This window comes from Streptomyces kurssanovii (assembly GCF_040677245.1).
GTDB lineage: Bacteria > Actinomycetota > Actinomycetes > Streptomycetales > Streptomycetaceae > Streptomyces > Streptomyces kurssanovii.
Genome location: NZ_JBFAQK010000001.1, coordinates 335,848 through 360,114, shown reverse-complemented (window position 1 = coordinate 360,114; position 24,267 = coordinate 335,848). Strand labels below are relative to the sequence as shown.

15 protein-coding genes are annotated in these 24,267 nt (G+C 69.4%); 8 read left to right on the top strand and 7 right to left on the bottom strand.

The window, feature by feature from the left end; genetic code table 11:
* Positions 1 to 19: 19 nt before the first annotated feature.
* Positions 20 to 9,295, bottom strand: coding sequence for a golvesin C-terminal-like domain-containing protein (locus AB0K36_RS01680; RefSeq protein ID WP_435877743.1), 9,276 nt, complete (start codon positions 9,293 to 9,295; stop codon positions 20 to 22).
* Between the two features lie 408 nt (positions 9,296 to 9,703).
* On the opposite strand from AB0K36_RS01680, the gene AB0K36_RS01675 reads away from it, so the two are divergent.
* Together AB0K36_RS01675 and AB0K36_RS01670 are read left to right on the top strand one after the other, a co-directional pair.
* Complete coding sequence (locus AB0K36_RS01675) at positions 9,704 to 10,135, top strand: hypothetical protein (RefSeq protein WP_364586794.1); 432 nt, start codon at positions 9,704 to 9,706, stop codon at positions 10,133 to 10,135.
* Between the two features lie 44 nt (positions 10,136 to 10,179).
* Positions 10,180 to 11,784, top strand: a complete 1,605-nt coding sequence (locus AB0K36_RS01670; protein WP_364586791.1) for a peptidoglycan recognition protein family protein — start codon at positions 10,180 to 10,182, stop codon at positions 11,782 to 11,784.
* A gap of 85 nt (positions 11,785 to 11,869) precedes the next feature.
* On the opposite strand, the gene AB0K36_RS01665 is transcribed toward AB0K36_RS01670, so the two are convergent.
* The 3 genes from AB0K36_RS01665 to AB0K36_RS01655 form a co-directional block, all read right to left on the bottom strand.
* The gene (locus AB0K36_RS01665; protein WP_364586788.1) at positions 11,870 to 12,436 is read right to left on the bottom strand and encodes a hypothetical protein; all 567 of its coding nucleotides are present in this window, start codon (positions 12,434 to 12,436) and stop codon (positions 11,870 to 11,872) included.
* Positions 12,437 to 12,667: 231 nt separating this feature from the next.
* Positions 12,668 to 13,651, bottom strand: coding sequence for a DUF4328 domain-containing protein (locus tag AB0K36_RS01660; protein ID WP_364586785.1), 984 nt, complete (start codon positions 13,649 to 13,651; stop codon positions 12,668 to 12,670).
* A gap of 141 nt (positions 13,652 to 13,792) precedes the next feature.
* Positions 13,793 to 15,400, bottom strand: a complete 1,608-nt coding sequence (locus AB0K36_RS01655; protein ID WP_364586782.1) for a beta-N-acetylhexosaminidase — start codon at positions 15,398 to 15,400, stop codon at positions 13,793 to 13,795.
* Between the two features lie 194 nt (positions 15,401 to 15,594).
* On the opposite strand from AB0K36_RS01655, the gene AB0K36_RS01650 reads away from it, so the two are divergent.
* From AB0K36_RS01650 to AB0K36_RS01625, 6 genes are all read left to right on the top strand, one after another.
* Positions 15,595 to 16,200, top strand: coding sequence for a 2-oxo-4-hydroxy-4-carboxy-5-ureidoimidazoline decarboxylase (locus tag AB0K36_RS01650; protein ID WP_435877753.1), 606 nt, complete (start codon positions 15,595 to 15,597; stop codon positions 16,198 to 16,200).
* A gap of 169 nt (positions 16,201 to 16,369) precedes the next feature.
* Positions 16,370 to 16,750 (top strand): succinate dehydrogenase, cytochrome b556 subunit, encoded by a 381-nt coding sequence (sdhC, locus tag AB0K36_RS01645; RefSeq protein WP_005313117.1) that lies wholly within the window; start codon positions 16,370 to 16,372, stop codon positions 16,748 to 16,750.
* Between the two features lie 8 nt (positions 16,751 to 16,758).
* Complete coding sequence (locus tag AB0K36_RS01640; RefSeq protein ID WP_005313119.1) at positions 16,759 to 17,235, top strand: succinate dehydrogenase hydrophobic membrane anchor subunit; 477 nt, start codon at positions 16,759 to 16,761, stop codon at positions 17,233 to 17,235.
* A gap of 24 nt (positions 17,236 to 17,259) precedes the next feature.
* Positions 17,260 to 19,014: a succinate dehydrogenase flavoprotein subunit gene (sdhA, locus tag AB0K36_RS01635; RefSeq protein WP_189466651.1), complete on the top strand. Its 1,755-nt coding sequence runs from the start codon at positions 17,260 to 17,262 to the stop codon at positions 19,012 to 19,014.
* Positions 19,014 to 19,772, top strand: a complete 759-nt coding sequence (locus AB0K36_RS01630) for a succinate dehydrogenase iron-sulfur subunit (protein ID WP_189466653.1) — start codon at positions 19,014 to 19,016, stop codon at positions 19,770 to 19,772. The genes sdhA and AB0K36_RS01630 overlap by 1 nt, the downstream gene beginning before the upstream one ends.
* Positions 19,773 to 19,929: 157 nt before the next feature.
* Positions 19,930 to 20,478 (top strand): hypothetical protein, encoded by a 549-nt coding sequence (locus tag AB0K36_RS01625; RefSeq protein WP_189466655.1) that lies wholly within the window; start codon positions 19,930 to 19,932, stop codon positions 20,476 to 20,478.
* 9 nt (positions 20,479 to 20,487) lie between these two features.
* On the opposite strand, the gene AB0K36_RS01620 is transcribed toward AB0K36_RS01625, so the two are convergent.
* Genes AB0K36_RS01620 through AB0K36_RS01610 form a run of 3 tightly spaced genes read right to left on the bottom strand, consistent with a single transcriptional unit; the run spans position 20,488 to position 24,265 of the window.
* Positions 20,488 to 21,483: a hypothetical protein gene (locus AB0K36_RS01620; RefSeq protein WP_364586777.1), complete on the bottom strand. Its 996-nt coding sequence runs from the start codon at positions 21,481 to 21,483 to the stop codon at positions 20,488 to 20,490.
* The gene (locus AB0K36_RS01615) at positions 21,480 to 23,972 is read right to left on the bottom strand and encodes a DUF4132 domain-containing protein (protein WP_364586774.1); all 2,493 of its coding nucleotides are present in this window, start codon (positions 23,970 to 23,972) and stop codon (positions 21,480 to 21,482) included. The genes AB0K36_RS01620 and AB0K36_RS01615 overlap by 4 nt, the downstream gene beginning before the upstream one ends.
* The gene (locus AB0K36_RS01610) at positions 23,972 to 24,265 is read right to left on the bottom strand and encodes a hypothetical protein (protein WP_364586771.1); all 294 of its coding nucleotides are present in this window, start codon (positions 24,263 to 24,265) and stop codon (positions 23,972 to 23,974) included. Before AB0K36_RS01610 ends, AB0K36_RS01615 begins: the two co-directional genes overlap by 1 nt.
* Positions 24,266 to 24,267 lie beyond the last annotated feature (2 nt).

The following is a 24,267-nucleotide window of genomic DNA, read 5'->3' as shown; positions in this document are numbered from 1 at the left end:
CCACCCGGTGGATCAACCGCTACATCCAGGCAGGATAATTCATCGCATCCCACTGTCCGTTCGGACGGAAGATGTTGATGACATCCGGATCGGACACATAGAACGTCTTACCGAGGCTCTTGGCCTTCTGCTGGAACGCACTGATGCAGTCGTCACACATGGCGCGATTCACAGAGATCGCGTCGGCCCCCGGATTCAGGGCCGAGGCCTGCTTCTCCGCATGAGACAGGGCAGCCGCACCTTGACCCCCGGCGTTGTCCAGGAACCCGTTGGCCTTCTGCACGTAACCATGCGGAGACAGGTCGTTCAGGACCTGCTGGGGCATAGCCCGCTGGTATCCCTTGGGAATATCGGCCGAGAAGCCACTCGCCGCCTTCACGCCTCCCGCATCGGCCGCCGTCTTCTTGGGGTCGAGCTTGGGGAAGGTCACCTTGTTCGGATGCGGCGCGGCACGCAGCGCATCCGCAGTCGGGCAACCGGCGTTGTGGACGAGTACCGCTGCCGAGCCGGCCACCACGAAGTACGTGTGCTGACCGTCGACAGTGAGGTTGTGGACGCGCTGGCCCCGACGGGTCTCGTCGACAGCCGTGACCTGGACCCAGGTACCGGCCGAGGTCTGGAGCCACATTCCGGGCTCGAGTTCCTCGGCGTTGACCCACCTGCCGAAGTCCGGCACCCAGAACGGGTGCTCGTCCGTGGCGGTGATGGTCTCGGGCTGGGCGTCTCCATCCTTGCCGTCGGGGTCGACGGTGAGGGTGACCAGGTGCTTGACACCGCTGTGGCTGCGGGTGTCGGTGACCTCACGCGCTTGCAGATCGCCGGTCTCCGGGTCGGAGGCCAGGACGTACTCGCCCTCCTTCAGGTCCTCGATGTTCTTCGTGGACCCGTCGGCCATCAGCACCTTGGTGCCCGGCTCGAAGCTGTTCTTCTTCGACGGGACCGGGCAGCTGGCTCCTTGCTTCTGCGGGGCCTTGCCGTCGGCCTTGGCCTTGGGCTTGGGCTTCGACTTGGGCTTGGGCGCCGGCGCCTTGGCGGCGTTGCTCCCGCCCTTGACCGCGTCCGCGGCCTTCGCGCCCTTCTTGGCGTACTTGGCCGCCGTCGCCGCCGCGCCCACGCCGGGAATCGCCGCCGCCATCGACAGTGCCGCGTCCGCGTAGTTGCCCTCGGCTGCGTACCACACGCCGTTGGCCACATCCGCGACCTCGCCGATCACCGGCACCATGCCCGCCACGTCCAGGGCCGCGTGGCCCACGTCCGAGAGGGAGATGTCGATGCCGAAGAGGTGGCCGTCGAGCTCCACGAAGGAGATCGGGTTGCCGCCGGCGAACGCGTAGCGGTTACCCGTGTACGGGTCGGTCGCCAGGCCCATGTCGTCCAGCGCGCCGCCGTACATGTCACGCGTCAGGAACCGGTTCAGGCCCGGGTCGTAGTTCCGGAAGCCCATGTCGTACGTACCGGAGCCGTCGTCGTGACGTGCCGCGTTGTAGCGGTAGTCGTTGTACTGCTCCTTGTCCGGGTTCGCAGCGTCCGGCTTGTCCGCGCCGGTGAACTGCTTCTCGTCGTCGGAGCCGTACGCCGAGTACCCGTACGTCGCCCGGGTGTTGCCGTCGGCCTTGGTGATCGCCTCCACATCACCCTTGGGGTGGTAGAGGAACTGCGAGTACTCCTTCGTCGCATCGGTGTTGTGCTTGATCTGGGTCAGCTTCTGGCCCCACGGGCTGTACTGGTAGGACTTGGTCGCCTTGCCGGCAACCTCCTCCCGCAGCACCTTCGACTCCATGCCCAGGTACGTGAAGAGCGTCGTCTTCCCGCCCGTCCCGGACGTGGTCTCCTGCGCCGTGCGGTCGAACGCGTCGTACACGTACGACGTCGTCTTCGCCGACGCACCCGTACCCGCCGTGTGCTTGGCGATCCGGTCGAAGCCGTCGTAGGTGTACTTCTCCCGCACCGACCCGTTCGACGAGACCGTGTCCAGGCGGCCCAGCGGGTCGTAGTTGTACGTGGAGGCGACACCGGCCGCGGACGTCTTCAGCAGACGGTTGCGGTCGTACGTCGACGTGGAGGTGACCCCACCCACGGCCTGTTCGACGATGTTGGAATTGCCGTCGTACTTGTACGTCTCCGTACCCGCCGCGTCACCGGTCTTGGTGACCGTCTTGATGCGGTCCTGCGGGTCGTAGGCGAACGTCGACACGGTGTCCAGGTAGTCCGCCGCGTTGTCGGCGTTCATGACCTTGGACGTGTCCTTGGAGCGGTTCCCGTTCGGGTCGTACTCCAGGTCGTGCGAGGCGACGACGGTGCCGGTGCTCTTCTTTTCCACCTGCGACTTGACCGCGCCGTTGAGCCAGTAGGCGTAGTCGACGGTGTTGCCGTTCGGCTTCGTCTGCTTCAGCGGCTGACCGCGGTCGGTGTAGGTGAAGGTGCTGATCTGCTGGTTGCCCGCCGTCGGCGAGTCCGCGTTCGTGATCTTGTTGATCATGTCGCGGACGTCGTACTCGGCCTTCGTCCACGTCACGTCGTGCGTGGTCTCCACCGGGTTGCCGTTGACGTCGTAGGCCAGCGCGGTCGTGTTCTTGACCGTCGTGCCGAGCTTCTCCTCGACCTTCGCGAGCTGGTTGAGCTCGTCGTAGGTCATCGCGTAGGCGTCGGCCTTCGCGCCCGGCGAGAGGTCCTTGACCTCGGCGAGCAGACCGTTGACGTCGTACCGGTAGGTGAAGTCCTTCTTCTCGTTGTCGGTCTCGCCCGTGTTGGAGCGGACGAGCTTCAGACCGTCGGCGACGACCGTGCCGTCGGCCAGGTCGGACAGCGTGACCTTCTGGGTGCCGGACTCCGTGAAGGAGTACGAGCCCAGCGAGACCCACTCACCGGACCGTGTGGTCTGGTTGACGGGCTTGGTGACCTCACCCGACGCGTGGGTGATCTTGAACGGTGCGTTGGTCGCCGCTCCGGACACGTCACCGTGCCGGACGAAGACCTCGTACGTACCGTCCTGCGGGATGTTGAGCTGCCAGGTGAACGAGTCAGCGCCGGTGCCCTTGGGATGGGTGCGGACGTCGTAGCCCCACTGGCCCATGGCCTGGGAGGCGTTCCAGCTGCCCTGCGTCGCCGTGTTGTTGACGTCGGTGGAGTCGACGACCACGACGTGGTTGCCGACCGGGATGCCGTCGTCGGAGCGCGCCTTCTGGTTGCCCGAGGGGTAGAAGTCCCACGTCATCGTCCGCTGCGACGAGCCGCCGGCCGAGGTCAGCGTGTTCTTCGTCTGCTGGCCGAGCGCGTTGTAGTCGTACGACGTGGTGATTTCGAACGGGTCCTTCGCGGACTTCGTCCACCCGTTGTCGTAATAGGTGTACTGGGTGTCGTTGCGGACCGTCTGCCCCTGCGACGGCGGCGCCGAGACGCGCTCCAGCTGGCCCACCGAGTCGTAGAAGAAGAAGGTCTTGTCCGGGGTGCCGTAGTCGGCGTCACCGGAATCGAACGGGCGGAGCTGCTCCTTCACCCGGTTCAGCTCGTCGTACACCGTCTCCGACGTGAAGTCGGTCGCGTCGTCCGTGGTCGCGACGCCGCGCGGGCTGATCTCCTTCGTCCGGTTGCCGACCTCGTCGTACTCGAAGCGGGTCGTCCGGTAGGTGATGACACCGGAGCCGTCCTTCGAGTACGGGACCTTGATCTCCTTGACCAGGCCGCGCCGGTCGAAGAGCGTCTCGCTCGTGTTGCCCTCGGCGTCCGTCGCCTTCGGCGAGCGGCCGTCGAGGTCGTACTCGACCGTGGTGAACTTGCCGGCCGCGTCCGTCGTCCTCGTGACCCGGTGGTTCAGGTCATAGGCGTACTTCGTCGTGAAGTCGGCGGGGTCGGTGGTGGCGTTCTTCTTCGGGTCGACGACAGTGACGATGTTGCCGACGCTGTCGTACTCGCTGGAGACCTTGTCACCCTTGGCGTTGACCACCGAGACGGGCTGGTAGATCTCGTCGTAGGTGTAGGTCGTGGTGTAGTCGCCGACCGTGGCCGTCAGGTTGCCCTTGGGCTCGGTGACGGTCTTGACGTTGCCGACCTTGTCGTACGTCGTGGTCGTGCGCCGCTCGGGGTCCGTCGTGACGTCCTTGGGCGCGAGCGAGGCGGTGACCTGGTCGGCCGCGTCGTACACCGAGGAGGACTCGGCGCCGCTCGGCGTGAAGACCTTCAGCAGGTTGTTGTTGGCGTCGTACTCGGGCGCCGGGGTGGTGATGTAGACCCCTGCCGCCTGGTCCTTCGGCTGCTTCTGCTCCAGCGGACGGCCGAAGTAGTCGTAGGACTGGGTGACCTTGGCGCCCTTGGCGTTGACGACCTCCTTGGTGTTGCCGCGCTCGTCGTAGACGAAGTTCGTGGAGTTGTTCAGCGCGTCCGTGATCTTCGTCGGGTAGCCGTGCGGCCCGAAGCCGGAGTACGTGGTGGCGTGGCCGTTCGCGTCGGTCTGCTTGGCGGGCTGGCCGTACGCGTCGTACTCGGTGGTGGCGGTGTAGTCACCGGCCGTCGCGGACGCGACGCCCTCCGGGTCCGTCACCGACGTCTGGTTGCCGAACTGGTCGTAACCGAACTCCCAGACGTTGCCGAGCGGCGAGGTCTTGCGCCACAGGTCGGCGGAGTAGCCGTCGATCCGCGTCGTGTACTCGAACTTCGTCGCCTTGTCGGGGTACGTGGCCGGGTTGCAGTAGTCGGTCGGGTTGAACTGCGTCCAGGACTTGGTGACCTCCGCGTCCCACGTCCGCAGCGGGTAGCCCGTCTTCGGGTCGTAGCAGGACGCGGTCCTGGCGCCGTTGGCCTGCTCCGTGTAGACGACGTTGTTGTCCGCGTCCCAGCTCAGCTTGGTGGTCTGTGCCTTGGCGTTCGTCATCTGCACGGGACGGCCGAAGTCGTCCAGGACGTGATCGGTCGCGCGCAGTTCGGCATCGGTGACCTTGGTGGCGGTGAACTTCGGGTTCGCCGCGTCAGGCTTGTAGGCGAAGTTCGTGGTGAAGTTCCGACGATCGGTGATCGTCTGGGTCCACCAGTGGTACTTCGGGTCGTCGCCCTCCCTCGGGTAGTAGTACGCCAGGGAGGTGGCGTTGCCCCGCGGGTCGGTCGCCTTGACCAGCTTGACGTTCTTGTTTCCCTGTGTGGCGTCGTACGTCAGGCCGAAGACCTTCGGCTGCGAGGAGTTCTCGCCGTCGACGATCCGGCCGAGCAGACCCTTCTCCGTGTAGTAGAAGGTGATCTTGCGGCCGGAGATGTCCGTCATGGACTTCACGTGGTCGTAGATCTTCGAGTTGGTCAGATTGGTGCCGCTGACCTTCGCGCCCGTGGCGTCGATGTACTGGTAGGTCGCGTCACCCTTCTTGTAGTAGTCGAGGGTGAGCGACTGCCGGCCGGCCGGGTCCGTGATGTAGGTCAGGAACTTGGTCGGCTTGTTGTTGGACTTGCGCTCCTCGTACGTGAACGTCTGCGTGTTGCCGTCGTTGTCGACGGCCGACGTCATGTAGCCGTCGCAGCCGAACAGGAACCGCGTGCCGTCCGGGCGCGTGAGCGTCCAGGCGTCCGGGACCGGGTCCTTGGTCGGCCTGCAGTCCAGCCCCGCCTTGGCGGCCAGCTTGAAGTGGACGCCGGCCGGTGCCTTCCACACGCTGTTGGTGGCGTCCCAGCGGAAGACGTGCGTGGTGCCGTCGCCGTCCGGGAGCCGCACCTCGGTGGGGTTGGGGTTCGGGTGGAAGTCCAGCGGCGCGCCGAGGCGCGTCGGACCGGAGACCTGAGCCGACCAGCCGTGGCCGAGGACGGTGTCAGAGGTGTCCAGGGTGTTGTAGGCCAGGCGCGCGAAGGTGTTGAGGCCGCGGCCCGGATTGTTGATGGCGTTGTACTGCCACACGCCGTTTCCGGACGCCAGGTTGTTCATGAAGGACGACCCGGCGCCGGTGTTCTTACCGGTGTACGAGTAGAACTTCTCCAGGCCCAGCGTGTTGGACGTCGGGTCCTCCACCGCCACGTTCTGCTTCAGCGAGGGGATGCCGCCCGTGCCGGCGGAGAGCCAGGTGCCGTCGGCGATCTTGCGGACGTCCCAGCCGAGCACGTACTCGTTGCGCTTGTTGCCGGAGTCCGAGTTGATCGGGGTAGCGACCTGCGCCTGGATGGTGGCCGACTTGCCCGGCAGCAGGGCCGGGATCGGCGTCTCCAGCTGGTTGCCGCCGGTGGTCACGTCCGTGCCGTCGGGCAGCTTCCAGGTGTAGGACAGCTCACGCTCACCCGCGGCCCACGCCGAGGACGTGGTGTTGGTGACCGTGAACTCCACCGTGTAGGTGGTGTTCGGGGTCATCCGGGACGGGGTGGTCGGCGCGTAGTACGTGTCCTCCGTCGTGGAGTCGACGTAGATCACGCGCAGCAGCGGGCGCAGCTGCGGGTCGGGCGCGGCGGAGGACAGGAAGATGGAGCGTTCCTGCGGGCCCGCCGTCGTCTCGTCCTTCAGCTTGATCAGGGTGCCCTTGTTGCTGGTGGGCGTCTTGACCCAGCTCTGGGTGAGGGACGTGGCGTCCCACCAGTGGCGGCCGAGGTCGGTGTTGAAGGCCGGCACGTAGTCGGAGACGACCGAGGAGTGGTCACCGCCCGCCGTGGTCCACGCGGTGGTGGAGTTGGCGTTGTTCCAGGTGGCCTGGGTCTCGGTGAAGTCCCGGGTCAGGCCGTGGAGGTTGTACTGGGCCTTGGTCGTGCCGGTGCGCTCGGTGAGCGTGGACCACAGGAAGACCCGGCTCTCGAGCACCGTGGCGGTCGTCGGGATCGTGGTGGTGGGCCACTTGATCACCGAACGGGTCTTGCCGTACGTACCCGAGTTGTTGCCGACCGTCAGCCAGTCCTGGCCGAGGGTGCCCTGCTCGATGGTGTTCAGGTTGGTCGTCGGCTTCAGTGAGGACAGCGTGGTGTCGGTGACACCGGCGCCGGCCTGGATGAGCCGCATGGTGCGGCCGGCCTTGGGGACGCCCACGACGCGGGTCGGGGAGCCCAGCACCTGGCCGTCGGCCGTCTTGACCGCGATCTGGTAGTAGTACGACTTGCCGATCTCCGCGCTGCTGGAGTCCGGTGTCGGGACCGCGGTGGTGTCCGTGTAGGTGGTCGCCGCCTTGTCGATCGGCGCGATCAGCGTCGCGGCCGAGGGCGTGAACACCTGCTGCGTGGAGCGGTGCAGCTGGTACTCGGCGATGTCGAGGTCCGCGTCACCGGTGGTGTTCTTGTACGCCGCCCAGGACAGCTCCGGACCGGTGCCGTGCACGACGGTCGGCGAGTTCAGCGAGGTGCCGACCTTGCCGAAGGTGACCGTCAGGCGCGGGACGGTGGACGTCTCGCCGCCGTAGTCGTAGTCCCCGGCCTCGTACTGCGGACCGCCGAGCGGCGCGGTGGAGGTCTCGTTCACGGCCTTGATCACGAAGCCGTAGTTGGGCGAGGTGCCCGAGACCCACTTCTGGACGGTGTCGCCGACCCGGAAGTTGTGCCACTGGTTGTACTCGCCGATGTCCTTGCGGATCTGCGCCGGGTTGACCAGCCGGACGCCGTCGGCGATGGTCCGCTTCGTGGAGTCACCGGTGTCACCGAGGACGATCTTGCCGGCGTTGCCCTTGGCGAAGTCGATCTGCGTGGTGCCCAGCTGACGCCAGCCGGTCGTCCCCGTGGCCTGGTTGACCGTGAAGTTCGCGGCAGGCTCGGCCGACGTCACGGTGTACGGCGCGGCCGTCGCGCCGTCCGTCTGCACGGGGGTGTGGACCTCGACCTTGTAGTCGGCGGCCTCGGGTACCTGCGGCTGCCAGGTGTACGACTCACCGGTCGCGGTGTTCTTGTTGTACGCGTAGTCGCTCGCGTGGCCGGTGCCGGTGACCCGCGGCCACTCACCGACCGCGGCCGTGCCCGCGTCACCGTCGTCCATCAGGACCGTGGTCGCCGACTGCTCGCCCACGAACGTGCTGGTCTTGTCCCACGTCGCCGTGGTCTCGTCCCACGCACCGGTCGCCCGGCGGACCTCCACGTCGACGTTCGTCGAACCGGAGGTGTGGACCTGGTCGAAGTACATCGACAGCTGGGCGGTGTCGATCTTCGAGCCCGCCGGGATCTCGTCCAGCGGGAACTTGATCAGCGACCGGGCGATGCCCGTGCTGCTGGTCTTGCCCGCCGACATGTCCCACGTGCTGTTGAAGTTCGTCGTCGGCGCGTCCGAGCGGACCATGACGTCCTGCGACTGGGTCGGCGACGGCGCGATCGTGATCGTCGGGTCGATCACCACCGGGTACTGCCGCTCCGGCGCCGCCAGCCACTTGGCGTCAGGAGTGACGGTCAGCCGCCACTGCTTGCCGTGCCGGGACAGCTCCTGCGACACCTTCGCGCTGTAGGACGTGCCGTACGGGGACGCCTTGTCCTTCTTCGCGTCCGTCATGAACGCCGGCGGGATCACCAACACCGGGTTCGCCGGGTCCTCGCCGAACAGGGCGATCGAACCGTCGCCGCGTTCCCTCGGCTCCAGCCCGCCCGCGTCCAGCGTGAACACGAACTTCGCCGGCGTCTTGGGTGGTCCGGCCAGGGTGATGTTCTCCTTCACCCGGCCCGCACCCACCTGGTACGACACATCCGCACCGGACGCCAGGCCCTTGTAGGTGACCGTGTCGCCCTTCGCGGACGGCGCGACGCCCTTGGCCGCGCCTTCCAGACCGAGCACGACCGCCTGGCCGGAGGCCGTCTCGAATCGCACCAGCTTCGAGGCGTCCGAACCGAACCAGCTGCGGCCGGTGTTGGTCGTGTTCGCGAAGTCGAAGCCCTGCGCGTCCGACGCACGCACCGTCGTGTCGATCGGCTTCCACGACGAACCCGACCGGTACGACACGGGCTTCGCCGACAGCTCGGCCTCCACCCGCCCGTCCGACATCTGCCAGAACCGCGCCTGCGGTGTGCGTCGCTCCGCCAGCTCCTTGACCCGCTGGGCCGGCGGCAGCTTCTCGCCCTTCGGCAGCTTCTCCCGGCTCGGTATCTCGAGCTTTCCACCGACCGGAGGCTTCGCATCCTCCTTCTCGTCCTCGTCGGAGAACCAGCCCGCTATGGTGTCGACAACGCCCTTGCCGTCGTCCTTTTCGGGCCCTGATGACGGGGCCGCATAAGCGACCTGCGGCAGCAGCGTTCCCGCCACCGCCGACACCACCAAACAGGAGATATATCTCCTGTATGGAACTTTCACGTCATTACCTTTCCGCGCTGCGGGCCGAATCCCCGCACGCGGAAGAGGTCCCGCACACGGAAAAGCGGCACGCCGAGTAAGCCCCATCGGGGGTTTCCGATGCAGCCTGAATCCGTGCCGCTCTTCTGCACGCGAGCAGGCATCTGACCAGCTCACGAGCGCGGCAGGGGATTATTGATCAACGAAGTGACGCCACGTCAAGCCGACGGACATTCGGGGCAAGACACGAACCCCCGGCCGCTTCGCCCCTTTTGACCGGTCGCTCGCGCGGCGTACCGCGCGTGGTGTATAACCGCCCGGTTCGACGCCATCCGATTCAGCCGCCTATCCGAAAGCCGAGCCCCGCTCATGTCATCCAAGGAATCCACGGAAAGCGCAGAGCCGGAGGGAAAGTCCGACGAGACGCCGGATACGGAAACCGCGGAAGCGGAAACGGCCGGCGCGGAAAAGGCTCACGCGGAAGCAAATGCAGAGGGAACTCCCGACCCCGGGACGGTGAACGAGAGCCCGAGGACGGGCGCCGGCGGCGGCCGGGCGGGCGTGGCGATCGCCGCCGTCCTGCTGCTCGCCTGCGGCGGCCTCATCGGCTACGGCGTGCTCGACAGCGAGGAGAAGCCGAAGCCCCCGACCGTGCCGACCGCGGCGGTGACGTACGAGGTCACGGGCGAGGGACCGGTCGAGATCTCCTACCTCGCCCGCAGCGAGGACGGCACGGCGACCGTCGTCCGGGGTGCCGAGCTTCCGTGGAAGAAGACCGTCCAGGTGCCTCTGGGCAAGCCGCCGACCATCGCCATCGTCCTGGGCGAGAAGGGCGGCCAGGCGGCCTGCACGCTCGCGATCCGCGGCGAGCACGTCCAACGCGCCACGGCCATGGGCGAGTTCGGCCGTGCCACCTGCGCGGGCGAGCTGCCCGCCACCGACAACTGATCACCGCGCACGCAGTGCGCGTACGAGGTTTACGAGGGATGGGCATGAATCCGAGAGGGACTCGCGCGCGGCGGGCGGGAAGAGCACCGAAGACCGTCTGGCTGGCGGCGGGGGCAGTGGTCCTGGCGGGCACGGGGGTGACGGCCGTCGCCGTCACCGGCGGCTCCGGGAGCACCGGCGCCGACGACGACCCCCGGCCCGTGAAGGCCCACACGCTGGCACTGGACGGCAAGGACGCGAAGAAGCGCGAGCTGCCACGCACGGAGACGCAGTTGTTCTCGCTCGTGGGCGTCTCCTGGGAGGACAGCGCCGACGACTTCGAGGGCACCGCGCAGATACGCACCCGCAGCGCGGACGGCGGCGCCTGGACCGACTGGCGCGATCTCGACTTCGACATCCGGGCCCCGGAGTCGGAGGAGGGCGACGCGGCGGGCGTCCGCGGCGCCTCCGAGCCGCTGTGGGTGGGACCGTCGGACGCCGTCGAGGCCCGTGTGGTGGCCGGCGGCGAGGAGACCGCGGTGCCCGACGCACTGCGGCTCGACATGATCGACCCGGGCGCGGCGGGCGGGGACGCCACGCGCACCGTCAAGCCGGGGCGGGGCGTGGTGCAGCCGCAGCGGACCACCACCCGCAAGGCGACGCCGACGACGCAGCCGGCGCCCTCGACCACCCCCGCGACCACCGGGCCCGGCACACCGCCGGCGAGTCCGACCGGCGGCGCCGGCGACGGAAGCTCCCCGCCGCCCTCACCGAGCCTCGAGCCGACCCCGAGCTCACCGCCCCCGTCCGGCGACCCGACGCCGCCCGGGCCGAGCACGGAGCCGACCACGGCCGAGCCCGGCGACCCGTCGCCGCCGGCGTCGTCCCTCGAACCCTCGACACCCCCTCCGTCCCCCACCGAGGACCCCGCCGGGCCGACAGCGAGCACGGAACCGGCGCCCGCGCCGACCGTCTCTCCCGAACCGTCGCCCACGCAGACCTCCGCGGAGCCCAGCAGCGAGCCGGAGCCCGGCACAAGCCCGAGTGCCACCGACACGACGCCGTCCGTGCCACCGATCGTCAGCCGCGCCGGCTGGGGCGCCGACGAGTCGCTCGTCGCTGACCCGCCGTCCTACCTGGACGAGGTCGACGCGGTCTTCGTCCACCACACCGCCGGCACGAACAGCTACGACTGTGCCGAGTCACCGGCCATCATCCGGGCGATCCTCACGTACCACGTGAAGACCAACGGCTGGAACGACATCGGCTACAACTTCTTCGTCGACAAGTGCGGAACGGTCTTCGAGGGCCGTGCGGGTGGCGTGGACAAGCCGGTGCGCGGAGCCCACACGTACGGCTTCAACGGCTACTCGTCCGGCGTCTCGCTCCTCGGCGACTACGAGAACGGCGGTACGCCGACTCCCGCGGCCAAGCAGGCGATCGCCGACGTCACCGCGTGGAAGCTCGGCCTGCACGGCGTCGACCCCGAGGCGAAGGTGACACTCACGGCGGCCGGCGACACGGGCGTCTACAAGAACGGCGAGCAGGCCACGCTCGACACCGTCTCGGGCCACCGCGACGGCTTCGCCACGCTCTGCCCGGGCGCCACGCTGTACTCGGCGCTGCCGGAGATCCGCCGCACGGCGGGTGCGTCGGTGTACGCGCGCTGAACGACCGCCCATGCGGCCGCTTCCCGCCCTCGTGGCGGGAGCGGCCGTTCCGTGCGCCCGGCCCGGCCGGACGTGCCGCGCCGCCTCAGCCGGTGACGCGCGCCCGGCGCGAGACCGCCGCGCGGAGGACGCGGCGTCCTTCCGTCGACACTTCGAGCGCGTGGCGCAGGCCGTTGCCGCCGGGCGGCTCCGCGAGGATCTCCAGCACTTGGGCCTGGCGCCGCAACTCCCCCTCGACCAGGGGCCCGACACCGTCCGGCTCACCCTCGCCCTCGCGGCAGCGCTCGATGTTCTCGGCCGCGCAGTCGCCCATGTCGAAACGCCGGTGCACCTCGAGGGCGGTGACGGAGCAGCCGTCGGCCCACTCCCGCAGGGACCCCACGGCCCAGTCGGAGGGTGCCGCGCCGAGCATCGCCCGTACGAGAGCGGCGTCTTCGTCGCCCGGCGGCGTGGCCTCCATGGCCTGCCGCGCCGCCGCGAGCGCGCCGGCCCACTCCTCCTCGCCGCCGGCGAGCCCCGCCCAGAGCGGACGCAGCGTGTCGTCCTCCACCGCGAGCAGCGGCAGACAGCGGTCGAGGCACGCGAGCCCGCTCGCGGCCAGGCCACGCTCATCCGCCTGTGCGATGAGTGCCGTCAGGCTCTTGGAGGTCATGCGGGACGCCTTCCGTCGCGGACGAAGTACTAGCCCTTGTACTTGTCTCTACTGCGTCCGTTGGCGCGATTACGTCACTCCGTGGCCAGAACGTTACCGTCGACTCGATCCGTACGCACACATTTACGTCATGCCTCTGTTACTTTCCCTCCACAGGAACAGGGCCCGCCCGCACGGCTGTTGGCCCGGCCTCGCGGACCGCGGTGTGGGCCCGCACGCCCCCGGGCGGACTCACACCGCGACCGTCCGCCCCGTCCCGTTCAACGCCTTGGTGTGCTGCATGTGCGTCAGCCTGCGGACGAAGAGGACGGCGAGCACCGCGGCGACGATCTGCAGGGCGTTGCCGACGACGAGCTGATCAACGGCGTTGACGACCTGCTGGGCGGTCGTGGCGTTGTCGTAGACCCGGTCCGCGTAGCGCGTGAACACGGTGGCCACGACGAATCCGACCCACCAGATGTTCACCAGCGTGTGGGGCTCGTGCTTGTCCGGCGCGAGGGGGTCCGTGCGGCTCGCCCTCCACACCTCGACGGCGATCCCGCGCGGGATCCAGAGGCCCGCGACGGGAATGAACCAGCCGCCGACGGCCCAGCCCCGCCCGCGCTCGACCATGCCCGGCGCGAAGGCATCGGCATTGGACCGCACCCGGTGGAACCACACGATGAAGACCACGACCGTCGCCAGGTAGGCGGCGATCTGGAAGGCGGAGGTGGCCACCAGCAACCGGTCGGCGAGCTCCGCGTCCTCCTCGGAGTACCCGACGGTGACGAGACCCATCAGGCGCCGGAGATTGAGCGCGGCCACAGCGGCGGCGATCTCACCGAGGGCGACCAGCAGGAGCAGCACGGACACCGCGTGCCCCAGACCGACCGGCGACCGCAGTACCGACAGCGGCCCCGGCGCCTGCACCACCGGACGCAGTCCCGGTGCGGGCGGGGCCTTCGAGACCCCGGCCTGCGGGACCACGTCCGAAGTGGCCGGGCCCGAACCGGGCGCCGGTGACGGCGTGTCCACCGCGGCCGGGCCCGAGCCGGGCGCCGGTGACGGCGTGTCCACCGCCGCCGGGTGCGAGCCGGGCGGCTCGGCCGGCGGCGACGACACTGCCGCGGCCCGGTCCGACTCCGTCGGCGGCGACGTGTCCGCCGCCGCCAGGCAGCGCTCGCAGAGATCTTCGCCCGCAGTGACCGTGTTCTCACGGCATCCGGAACAGAGCATGACTGAGTGACCCCCCACAGAAACGATTGAGAGCGACGCCCCTCCCCAGGAGACCTCGCACAAGCGGGCGGCCGCCACGAACGGCGGCCGCCCGCGGAACATACGTCCGCGCGACGGCCGCCGTCCAGCAGTCCGCGCTGGTCAGCCCAGCTTCTGCGCCAGCGACTCGAAGGACTGCCAGCTCCGCGACGGCTGCCGCGGGTCCCACAGCTTCTGGGCCGTCGCCTGGAGCGGACGACGGATGCCGGCCGCGACCTGCGCCTGGGTCTGGGAGTTGGCCAGGTCGCACCAGACCGCGAAGCGGCCGCCCAGGATCTGGTCCGAGTACTTCTCCGGTACGGGCTCCGTGCCGCGCAGCACCAGCGGCGTCCACTGCTCGTAGATGCGGCGGCCCGTCGGGTAGGTGAACTGGTTGGGCTCGCCGAGCACGTAGTAGAGGAACTCGTCGTTGAGGTTCACCACACGGCGGCCCTCCGCCAGATACTCCTGCGGCGGGCGGGCCCCGATCTCCTTGCCCGTCCAGTACTCGACCTCGATGCCCTTGTCGGCGGTGACCACGCCGCCGCTGAAGAAGCCGTCGTTCCACGCCTTGGGGATCTTCTTCGCCTCGCGCACCACCGCGGCGCGGTCGTTCAGCCAGCCCTCCGCGAGGTCCTGGATCGTGGCCCCGTCGCCGTACTTCTGGCGGGCGGCCTGCGCGAGCTGCGGGTAGGAGGCCTGCGGGTTGCTCACCGTGAGGGCCTGGTACTCGTCGGCACCGACGTGGAACCACGCGCCGGGGAAGAGCGCCGTGTACTCACGCAGCAGGTCGTCGACGATGCGGGCCGATTCGGGCTTGGAGATGTCGATGGCGCCCTGCCGGGGCACACCCTGCGTGTTGCGCAGCTGGAGCTGGGGATGCGCCCGCATCACGGCGCCCAGGTGTCCCGGGGAGTCGATCTCGCCGACGACGGTGATGTGGAGGCGCTCGGCCAGCGTCACGATCCGGCGGACCTCGTCCTTGGTGAGGTGCTGCTCGGAGACCACCTCGGGGTGCGAGTCGGACTCGATACGGAAGGCCTGGTCGTCCGAGAAGTGCAACCCGAGCTGGTTGAGCTTGAGGTCGGCCATCTCACGCAGCCGGTCCTCGATCCACCCGGCGGTGAAGTGCTTGCGTGCGATGTCGAGATTCAGTCCGCGCTGGGGGCGGTCGGGCCGGTCACGTACGACACCCTCGGGCATGGAGCCGCCGGAGCGCACCGACTGCTTCAGGGTCCGGGTGCCGTAGAAGACCCCGGCCTCGTCCGGCCCGGTTATCCGGACCTTCCCGCCGCTGGTGGTCAGCGTGTACGACTCGGCGGCGCCGTTCCCGGCGAGCGCCAGTTCCACATCGCCCGGGCCGGCGGCGACGGTGCCGCGGTAGGCGAGCTTCAGCTCCTGGGCGAGCAGCCGGCCCTCGTCGGAGAGCTCCTCGCTGCCCTTCGCGACGACGACCCCGCTGTCGGCGGTCCTGCTCCAGCCGGGGCCGCGGGCGGCCTGGTGACTCCGTACCGAGGGGATCGTGGCCGGTGCTTCGGAGAGCGCGTAGCTGCGGGTGGGGCTGGGCGTCGGGCTGGGGGCGGCGGCCCCGGAGGTCGTTCCCGCCCGGACGGGCGGTGCGCTGCCGGATTCACCGGCACCGTCGTCGGAACAGCCGGCGAGCGTCATCGACAAGACGGCTGCCGAGGCTGCCGACACACCGGCGAACCGGGTCCTGCGAGAGAGCCACATCGTTCTGATACCTCCCATAAGTGGCGAAACCCCGTAGAAGCACCCCCTCCTGCGTCCATTACTTATGGCCAAACTCTCCCGTCCGGGTGAAATTCGCGCATTCGTCGGACGCCTTCGCGTCCACATCGATAGCGTTACGACACACCCTTCTCTCCCTTCCCTGCCGCCCCGCTGTCCCGTTCGAGGAGCCCCCGCTGTCCAGCGATTCTCACGCCGGCCTCCCGAAGCGACCGCCGACACTCCACCACACCCGGGGCGCGGGCGCCCCTTCTGCCATACCGTCCCAGCGTCGCGCGGAGCCGGGGCTCGAGCACTTCAACAGCGCCCCGGCCGACGAGGCGGAAGCGATCGTCCTCGCCTGCTGCGGCAGCCGCCGATGGGCCTGGCGCGTGGTCGCGCACCGCCCCTACCCCGACCTCGAGTCCCTCCTCGCCGCCTGCGACGAGGCCGGATACGACCTCACGCCCGCCGATGTGCACGAGGCCCTGGCCGGCGAGTCGTCCACCGGACTGCCGCCGAGCGCCCCGCAGGCCGCCCACACCGCGCTGGCCGCCGCGCACGCCGCCTACGAGAGCCGATTCGGACATGCGTTCGTCATCTGCCTCGACGGATACCGGACCGACGAGTACCTCGACCAGGTACTGGCCGGTATCCGGAGCAGACTGTCCCACGAACCGGACGAGGAGCGCGCCATCTCCGCGGAGGAACTGCGCGCGCTGGCCAGGTCCCGGCTGGCGCATGTAGTGGCCAACCATCCGGAAAGCGACGTAGCGGGAGCCTCCGAGGAGTCCGTGGCTTAGTCCGTACGAGGCTGATTGATTGCCTGTTTGATCACACCGGTGGCCCCCGGGCGAACGAACCGACAACACGTCGCTACGATGGCCGGGGCCGGTGGACCGTACCCGGCCGGGCCAGACCGACACCCACAAGCCGGCATGGCCCCAATCCCCGCTCCCGGAGGGTTCTTCCGTGCCGGCTGGAACGCTGTACCGCGGCCGGGAAGGAATGTGGTCCTGGGTGGCTCATCGAGTCACCGGCGTCCTCATCTTCTTCTTCCTGTTCGTACACGTGCTGGACACCGCTCTCGTCCGCGTCTCCCCCGAGGCGTACGACGAGGTCGTCGCCACCTACAAGACGCCGATCGTCGCGCTTCTCGAATACGGCCTGGTCGCCGCGATTCTCTTCCACGCGCTCAACGGCCTGCGTGTCATCGCCGTGGACTTCTGGTCCAAGGGCCCGCGCTACCAGAAGCAGATGCTCTGGTCCGTCATGGCCATCTGGTTCGTGCTGATGGTGGGCGCCCTTTACCCCGTGCTCGGCCACGCCGTCCGCGAAGTCTTCGGGAGCTGAGGCCAGAAATGTCCGCTGACACCACTTCCGCCGTCGGTCCCGTCGAGGGAGCGCACCTCTACGACGTGGACAACCCGGCCCCGCTCATCGAGGCCCCCCGCAAGCGCACCAAGAAGACCCCGCGCTCGACCCGCGGCAACTTCGAGATGGCCGCATGGCTGTTCATGCGCCTGTCCGGTGTGGTCCTCGTCGTCCTGGTCATCGGCCACCTGCTGATCCAGCTGGTGCTCGACGGCGGCGTCTCCAAGATCGGCTTCGCCTTCGTGGCCGGCCGCTGGGCGTCCCCGTTCTGGCAGACCTGGGACCTGCTGATGCTGTGGCTTGCCATGCTGCACGGCGCCAACGGCCTCCGCACCGTCATCAACGACTACGCGGAGCGTCCGAACACGCGCCTGTGGCTCAAGGGCCTGCTGTACACCGCCACGGTGTTCACCATCCTTCTGGGCACGCTGGTGATCTTCACCTTCGACCCGAACATCCGCTAGGCACGGGGCTGAGGTAATCCACCCATGAAGATCCACAAGTACGACACCGTCATCGTCGGAGCCGGCGGCGCCGGCATGCGCGCCGCCATCGAGTCGACGAAGCGCAGCCGCACCGCCGTGCTGACGAAGCTCTACCCCACCCGCTCCCACACGGGCGCCGCGCAGGGCGGCATGGCCGCCGCGCTGGCCAACGTGGAAGAGGACAACTGGGAGTGGCACACCTTCGACACGGTCAAGGGCGGTGACTACCTGGTCGACCAGGACGCCGCGGAGATCCTGGCGAAGGAGGCCATCGACGCCGTCCTCGACCTGGAGAAGATGGGCCTGCCGTTCAACCGGACCCCGGACGGCACCATCGACCAGCGCCGCTTCGGCGGCCACTCCCGCAACCACGGCGAGGCCCCGGTCCGCCGGTCCTGCTACGCCGCGGACCGCACCGGCCACATGATCCTCCAGACGCTGTACCAGAACTGCGTCAAGGAGGGCGTGGAGTTCTTCAACGAGTTCTACGTCCTGGACCAGCTGATCACCGAGGTCGACGGCGTCAAGACGTCCGCCGGTGTGGTCGCCTACGAGCTGGCCACCGGCGAGATCCACGTCTTCCAGGCGAAGGCCGTGATCTACGCGTCCGGCGGCACCGGCAAGTTCTTCAAGGTGACCTCCAACGCGCACACCCTGACCGGTGACGGCCAGGCCGCCTGCTACCGGCGCGGCCTGCCGCTGGAGGACATGGAGTTCTTCCAGTTCCACCCGACGGGCATCTGGCGCATGGGCATCCTGCTGACGGAGGGCGCCCGTGGTGAGGGCGGCATCCTCCGCAACAAGGACGGCGAGCGCTTCATGGAGAAGTACGCGCCGGTCATGAAGGACCTCGCCTCCCGTGACGTCGTCTCCCGCTCCATCTACACGGAGATCCGCGAGGGCCGCGGCTGCGGTCCCGAGGGCGACCACGTCTACCTGGACCTCACGCACCTGCCGCCGGAGCAGCTGGACGCCAAGCTCCCGGACATCACCGAGTTCGCGCGCACCTACCTCGGCATCGAGCCCTACACGGACCCGATCCCGATCCAGCCGACCGCGCACTACGCCATGGGCGGCATCCCGACCAACGTCGAGGGTGAGGTCCTGCGCGACAACACCACCGTCGTCCCCGGTCTGTACGCCGCCGGTGAGGTCGCCTGCGTGTCGGTGCACGGTGCCAACCGCCTGGGCACCAACTCGCTGCTGGACATCAACGTCTTCGGCAAGCGCGCCGGCATCGCCGCCGCCGAGTACTCCGCGAAGTCCGACTACGTCGACCTTCCGGAGAACCCCGCGTCGTTCGTCGCCGAGCAGGTCGAGCGGCTCCGCAACTCCACCGGCTCCGAGCGGGTCTCGGTGCTCCGCAAGGAGCTCCAGGAGACGATGGACGCCAACGTGATGGTGTTCCGCACCGAGCAGACGATCAAGACCGCGGTCGAGAAGATCGCCGAGCTGCGCGAGCGCTACCTCAACGTGTCCATCCAGGACAAGGGCAAGCGGTTCAACACGGACCTGCTGGAGGCCATCGAGCTGGGCAACCTGCTCGACCTGGCCGAGGTCATGGCCGTCTCCGCGCTGGCCCGCAAGGAGTCCCGCGGCGGTCACTACCGCGAGGACTTCCCGAACCGCGACGACGTCAACTTCATGCGCCACACCATGGCGTACCGCGAGGTGGGCGACGACGGCACCCAGTCGATCCGTCTCGACTACAAGCCGGTCGTCCAGACCCGCTACCAGCCGATGGAGCGTAAGTACTGATGACTGCCCCGACCCTGGAGAAGCGGGAAGCCGGCTTCGCCGACTCCCCGTACATCACCGCCACCTTCCGGATCCGCCGCTTCAACCCCGAGGTGTCGGAGCACGCGGTCTGGGAGGACTTCCAGATCGAGATCGACCCCAAGGAGCGCGTCCTCGACGCCCTCCACAAGATCAAGTGGGACGTCGACGGCTCGCTGACCTTCCGCCGCTCGTGCGCGCACGGCATCTGCGGCTCCGACGCGATGCGGATCAACGGCAAGAACAGGCTCGCCTGCAAGACGCTGATCAAGGACATCAACCCGGAGAAGCCCATCACGGTCGAGGCCATAAAGGGCCTGACGGTCCTCAAGGACCTGGTCGTGGACATGGAGCCGTTCTTCCAGGCGTACCGCGACGTGATGCCGTTCCTGATCACGAAGGGCAACGAGCCCACGCGTGAGCGTCTGCAGTCCGCGGAGGACCGCGAGCGTTTCGACGACACCACCAAGTGCATCCTGTGCGCCGCCTGCACGTCCTCGTGCCCGGTGTTCTGGAACGACGGCCAGTACTTCGGCCCGGCGGCGATCGTCAACGCCCACCGCTTCATCTTCGACTCGCGTGACGAGGCCGGCGAGCAGCGTCTGGAGATCCTCAACGACAAGGACGGCGTGTGGCGTTGCCGCACCACGTTCAACTGCACGGACGCCTGCCCGCGCGGTATCGAGGTCACCAAGGCGATCCAGGAAGTGAAGCGCGCCCTGATCACGCGCCGCTTCTGACACATCCTCAGCACGACCGGGCCCGCTTCCCTCGGGGGAGGCGGGCCCTGTTGTGTCCGTACGGGTACCGGCGCGGACTTCACCCCCGGGGTCCGCACCTGGCAGGATCAGGGGACGTCTGACCTGACGCAGTGGGACGGGAAGCGGGGACGAGAACATGAGCACGCCGAATCCGTACAGGGACGGGGAGCCCGAGTACCAGTGGGGGCCCAGCCAGCCGCCCGGCAGCACGCCGGCCTACGGCTACCCCAACGCCGCACCGGGGTACGGCTATCCGCAGGACCCGGCGCCGGGCTACTCGCAGACGCAGCCCGCGGGTGTCCCTGTGCCGTACACCGGCCCTCCCGCTCCGACGGGCGGCGCGCCGCTGGTGTCGATCGGGGACATCACGGTGATGGGTGACTCGATCGTCACCCCCGCCGGCACGATGCCGCTCAAGGGCTCGGTGTGGAACGCGACGGACATGTCGCGCACCGAGGAGAAGATCCCGACGCACGCCATCGTGCTCGCGATCGTCTTCTTCATCTTCTGTCTGCTGGGGCTGCTGTTCCTGCTGATGAAGGAGAAGACCACCACGGGCTTCATCCAGGTCACGGTGACCAGCGGCGGCAAGCACCACTCGACGATGATTCCGGCCCAGGGCCCGGAGACGTTCCAGATGGTGATGGGGCAGATCAACTACGCGCGCTCGCTGAGCACCATGTAGTCCCGGCCGTCACGACGCGAGGGCCCGCCGGATCTGACGCAGTGTCCCCCGGTGACCGACACGGTCCGCGAGCCGGGTCAGCTCCGCGCGCCCCGCGCCGCCCTCCAGGTGCGCGAGCGCCCGGACCGCGGCCCCCGCCACGACCGCCTTGACCGGTGGCCGTTCGACGAGGGCGGCGAGGGCGAGGACGGAGTCGGGGTGGGGCGGCAGCAGCGCCAGCAGCCTGGCGATGCCCCGTATCGCGGTCACGTCGCACGGGTCGTATCCGCCGTCCTCGGCTCCGCCGCCTTGGGCGGCCAGCTCCGCCCATGGGGTGACGGTGCGCCGGACGGTGTCGGGATCGATGCCGCGGAGGATGTCCGCCGCCTCCCGGTCCCAGCGTTTGGTGGGAGCGGCGGGCGCCGCAAGCAGATGGGCGACCAGAGCGGGCCAGGGGGCGCCGAGGGCGGGCAGTTCGGCACGGATACGGTCGGCCCACGGCTCACCCGGGTCGAGCAGCGGGAGGGGTGTCCGCTCGAGCAGCACGGCCGCCCACTCGTTGGCCATGTACGCGGATCGGCGCAGCAGCCCGACCACCTCGTCCGACAGCGGCCGCCCGGCATCCAGCACCGCTTCGGCCACGGCGGGGAGTTCGTCGCTGGTCCCGGCCCAGTACCACTCCTGTGCCCAGCCCTCCAGCAGGGCCGTCCATCGCTCGTACCACTCGTCGGGCGCGAATCCCCGCGAGACCACGGCCAGCAGCACCAGGGCTCGCCGACGCAGACCGGGCGGCGGGACAGGGGACTCGGCGCACTCCGTCAGGAGTGCGGCGACAGCGCGGCGGCGCTCCTCGGGCATGGCGCGCAGGCAGGCGGCCACGCCGTGACCCGCGTCCTGGGAGGCGAAGAGCAGATCCCGCGCGAGGGCGGCCGGTCCGGCCGAGGCGGCGAGGCGGGCGACGGCGGCGATCCGCTCGGGGGCCTCCCACGGCGACAGCGGGCAGACGGACGGGGCGGGCGTCGTCACAGCTGGCTCAGGATCGTGGGGTCGGTGATCTCCGTGTCCCGGGCCAGGAGCATCGCCTTGCTGAGGATCACGGAGATCATCCGGTCGCCCTCGAACGGCAGACACCCCGGCTCCGCCGTGGCGGCGCCCGCCTGGGGGACGATGCACAGATAGCGCTCGTGCGGGTCGATGAGGACGTTCCCGGAGCCGAGGTGGACGCGGTACTCGTGGCGGTCGCCCCGGACGCGGAGGAAGCGGCCGTCGACCGTGCAGCGGTCGGCGATCGCCAGCCGGGGCACGAGGCGGGCCAGCAGGTCCCTGCGTGTGGCGGCCGTCTCCGAGAGCTCCCCGAAGCCGTACGACGTCCAGTAGTCGCGGTGGCGGCCGCCCGGACCGCCGTCCTGCCAGGAGGGGTCGTTGCCGATGGACGCCACGCCCACGAACAGGTCGACGTCCCGCAGGACTTCGGAGAGGACGAGGTCCGGTATCTCCGTCAGCGGGACCGGTTCGTCCACCTCACCCCTGTGGGAGCCGCGGCGGTCGGAGCGGTATTCGCCGCCTCCGGCGTGCGCCCGGTTGACCGGGGCGCCGAGCCGGTGGAAGCGCACCTGGTCGGTGGAGATCCGGGTGTACGCGCCGGCGCCCGTGAGATCGCCGTCCTCCCGGCCGCCGATGCCTTCGACCCAGTACTCGGCGCGCAGGCCCCACTCGGGCAGCTCGCGACAGGCGGGCGGGTAACTGTCGTCGACGCACAGCCGGAGCCGGGCGGTCCATCCGCGCACCGCCGCCAGGGCGTTGAACTGGTGCTGGCGCAGCACATGGCCCGCGAAGCGGTTCGAGTACGTCCCGGTGGCCCGCTCGGCGTCGGTGAGCGGATAGACCTCGCGGTGGGCCTGCTTGAAAGGCTGCGTGACCTGCTTCGTCTCCAGCCACTCGCGCCAGGCGGCGACTTCCGCGGTGGGCCTGCCGACGGGGTGCCACAGCTCCACGGGCGCGGTGGACGCTGCACACACCGGATCGCCGTCGACGGTGCGCAGGTCCGTGCCGTCGAAGGCCGCCGGTGTGCCGCCGACCAGCCAGACGAGACGGCGGGCGACCGTGCCGGCGAGCGGATGGTCCAGCAGCCGCTCGCGCCACGCCTGGTACGTCCAGCTCCTGCGGGCCAGGAACTGCCGGTCCAGCCGCTCAGAGCAGGCCGTGAGCATCTTGTCGATGTCCTTGGCCGCGGCGCGCAACCGCTTCACCTCGCCGGGGAAGCCGCGCCGTACGGCGGCCGGTGGCGACTTGAGTTCCTTGCCCGCGGCCATGCGCCAGGTGAGCGCCGCCTTGCCGCCGTGGACGACGAGCACGGCCGTGGTGTCGCCGAGCGGCTGCTCACCGCGGCCGACGTCCGTCAGGCCGTAGGCGGGGACGGCCAGTTCCTCGATGTCCTCGCGCCGCAGGCCCATCGCCTCCGGCCGGGCGTCGAGCGCCGTGCCGAGCTGCTTGAGCGTGCCCTTGTAGGTGACCTTGACGGACAGCCTGGCGAGCTCCGCGAGTGCCGCCTCGCCCGTGGCCGCCGACAGGGCGGTGACGCCCGCGCCCGCGATCTTCGGGGCCCGCGGGCCGATGCCGGGAACCTTGCGCAGGGCCGTCTCCACCAGGGCGCCGAGTGCACGGGTGATGTCCGGCGAGGCCGGCAACTGCGCGGCGAGCCAGGCGGCGCCGCGCAGGGCGTCGGTGTTGCACGGGTCGAACAGGGCGTTGTGGTCGGGCCATCCGGGGCGCGTGTACAGCGTGAGTGTGCGGGGAGCCCCGGTCAGCTCGAGCCAGCCCAGCACCGCCCGCTGGAGCTCGCCGGGTCCGATCTCGTCGATCAGGGCGGCCGCGGCCTGCTGCCACTTCGCGGTGGGCCGGGCGGAGGTCGCGGTCCGCAGGTGCTTCAGCAGCCGTCTTCCGGCGTCCCCGAGACGCTCGGCGTCCGCGAGGGCCTTGTCCGCCCATGCCTCTCCTGGATTGAGCAGCGGGTCCTCGATGCCCTTGAGCAGCACGGCCAGTTCGGGCGAGTGGGCGTAGGTGTCCGTCATCGTGCGCCGTAGCAGGGCGATGAACGGGCCGGGCAGGCTGCGTCCGGCGTCGAGTTCGCCCCGGGCCAGGGAGACCAGCTCGGCGTAGGTGTGCAGGGAGTAGGCGGTGCGGAGTTCGTCGATGCGCCGGAGCCGTTCGACGCTGAGCTGTCCCTCCGGCAGGCCGCGGCCGGCGATGCCCGCGAGGGTCATCACCACGCCTCGCACGTCCTCGGTGTCCGTGCCGTCCTGGTAGCGGCGGACCAGTGCGTCGGCGAGACGCTTGCGCCGGTCGGTGGCCAGATCGCCAATCAGCTGCGGGATCCGTGCCCGCTCGCCGTCCCAGCGGTTGCCCGCGAGGGTGCCGATCCGCACCAGGTCACGGGCCAGTGCGGACATGTCGCCGTCCGCGATGCGGGTCTCGACGCGGCGTACCGCGTCATGCTCCTGCGTCGTCGTCGCCATCAGCCACCCACCAGCGGGACGAGCCGGAGGAAGGTGACCTCGGTGGATGCGGTGAGGTCCACGCGCTCGTCGAGGTCGGTGAGCTGACGGTCCCCCACGAGGACCAGGAAGCCGTTGCTCCCGAAGGCCGCGAGGGCGCGCTCGTACGCCTCCTGGGCGCCCTCGGCCGTCTCCTGGAGGACCCGGCGGCGGATCAACTCGCGCAGGGCCAGGCGCTCTTCCGCGACGGGCAGCCCCAGGGCGTCCCGCCGGTCACCCGATGTCGTCTCGTCGACGAAGGTCACCATTGCCATGA